Source organism: Arthrobacter sp. 2YAF22_2, from assembly GCF_052114645.1.
Classification (GTDB): Bacteria; Actinomycetota; Actinomycetes; order Actinomycetales; family Micrococcaceae; genus Arthrobacter.
The window spans coordinates 1-2,316 of sequence record NZ_JBFRFD010000544.1 but is presented as its reverse complement, the minus strand read 5'-3'; the positions used below and the strand labels follow the sequence as shown (position 1 = coordinate 2,316).

Here is a 2,316-nt window from a genome sequence, read left to right as displayed (position 1 = left end):
CGTCAACGGACCCGCTCTTCACGCCGTCGGCTGTTTCCTTGGCTTCCTTGCCGGTCTGGAAGCGGGACAGCGGCTTGACGACGAGCGGGAAGCCGGAGAACCGTTCGGTGAAGGTCTCATAGTGCTGCTGGGCGAGCAGTGTCGTGGGCACCAGGACGGCGACCTGCTTGCCGTCCTGGACCGCCTTGAACGCGGCACGGACCGCGATTTCGGTCTTTCCGTAGCCGACGTCCCCGGAAATCAGCCGGTCCATCGGGATCTCGCGCTCCATGTCGGCCTTGACCTCGTTGATGGTGGTCAGCTGGTCCGGGGTCTCCACGTAGGGGAAGGCTTCCTCCAGCTCCCGCTGCCACGGCGTGTCGGGTCCGAAGGCGTAGCCGCGGGAGGCCATCCTGGCCGAATACAGCCGGATCAGCTCGCCGGCGATCTCCTTGACCGCCTTGCGGGCTTTGGACTTGGTGCTGGCCCAGTCCGCGCCGCCCATCTTGCTCAGCGCAGGGGTATCGCCGCCGACGTATCGCGTGACCTGGTCCAGCTGGTCCGTGGGCACAAAGAGCCGGTCGCCCGGGGCGCCGCGCTTGGACGGGGCGTACTCCAGGACCAGGTATTCGCGCACCCCGTCGCCGCCGCCAGCCACCTTGCGCTGGATCAGCTCAACGAACCGGCCGATGCCGTGCTGTTCGTGCACCACTGAGTCGCCGGCCACGAGCTGGAGCGGGTCGACGGCGTTCCGCCGCTTGGACGGCATCCGGCGCATGTCCTTGGTCGAGCCCGCGGAGGTGCGGCCCAGCAGGTCGGCCTCGGTCAGCAGGCCCACCTTGAGCGTGTCCATGACGAAACCGCGGCCGACGGCGGCGGTGGTCACCTCGATCAGGCCCGGCTGCGGCTCGGCGTCCAGGGATTCCACCCGGGCGCACGGAATGTCGTTGTCGTGGAAGAGCTCCGCCAGCCGCTGCGCCGGCCCGGGGCCTTCGGTGGCGACGACGATCCGCCACTGGTCCCGCACGTGCGAGCCGATGAACTCCATCATCTCGGCCACGTCGCCCTGGTAGCCGCGCGGTTCACGGGCGCGGAGGTTCAGCACGTCGACGTCGGGCATCAGCTCCTCATCGCTGGCAAGGGAGGTGATGGACCACCAGGACACGTCATGCGCCAGCGCGGTGGAACGGGTTTCGCCCAGCGAGCGGAAGCTGGCCGAGTGCAGGGCCTCGGACGCCGCGGAGCTTAGATCTAGCGGCGCGGCTCCGCCGTCGGATGCCGTGGACCATGCTGCTTCGAGGAACTCCTCGTTGGTCGCGGCCAGGTCGTGGGCGCGGGTGCGGACCTTTTCGGGTTCAATGACCACCGAGATGGAGCCCTCGGGGAACTGGTCCAGGAACGGGACCATGGAATCGACCAGTACCGGGGCGAGGGACTCCATGCCTTCGACCGCGATCCCGCCGGCGATCTTCTCCAGCATGTCCGCCGCGGCCGGCAACTGGGACTTCAGCGTCGCCGCCCGGGACATCACCGACGGCGTAATCAGGAGTTCGCGGCAGGGTGGCGCGTGCAGTTCGGTGGGGTGGTGCACGCCGGGCGCGGTGAGTGAGCGCTGGTCGGCGACGGCGAACCAGCGCATCTGCTCGACCTCGTCGCCGAAGAACTCGACCCGGATCGGGTGGTCTTCGGTGGGCGGGAAGACGTCCAGCATGCCGCCGCGGACCGCGAATTCGCCGCGCCTGGTGACCATGTCCACGCGGGCGTAGGCGGCGTCGGCGAGGTTCTTGACGACCTCGCCGAAGGGGGCGTCCTGGCCGACCTTGAGGGTCACCGGGACCAGCTCGCCGAGCCCGGCCACGATCGGCTGGACCACGGCGCGGACCGGGGCGACCACCACGCGCAAGGCGCCGCCGGCGGTTTCGGGGTGGGCGAGGCGGCGCAGCACGGAGAGCCGGCGGCCGACGGTGTCCGAGCGCGGTGAGAGCCGCTCGTGCGGCAGGGTTTCCCAGCTGGGGAACTCGGCGACCATGGCTGCCGGCAGGAAGGCGCCCAGCGCGGCGGTGAGATCCTCGGCCTCGCGGCCGGTGGCGGTGACGGCCAGCACCACCGGCGTGCGGACACCGGCGGAGGCACCGCCGTCGGGCGCGTCCCCGTCGGACAGCGCCTCCGAGGCGAGGCCGTCGGCCATCTCCGCCAGCAGCGCGGCCCGCAGGCCCGCCGGAGCGCTGATCTGGTAGTCCTCGCTGCGGGCCGTGAACGGCCGCGACGCTTCAGCCTGCACCCGCGCGAAGGTCTTGTCCCCGGCGAGGACACGCCGCAGACCGGTGAGAGAGGGGC

The 2,316-nt window shown here is 70.6% G+C and carries 1 protein-coding gene; it reads right to left on the bottom strand.

The genetic code is table 11. The annotated features are described in order from the left end of the window. Positions 1 to 2,316 (bottom strand): CarD family transcriptional regulator (locus AB4Y86_RS17075; RefSeq protein ID WP_441403357.1); only part of this gene is annotated, 2,316 nt, incomplete at both ends.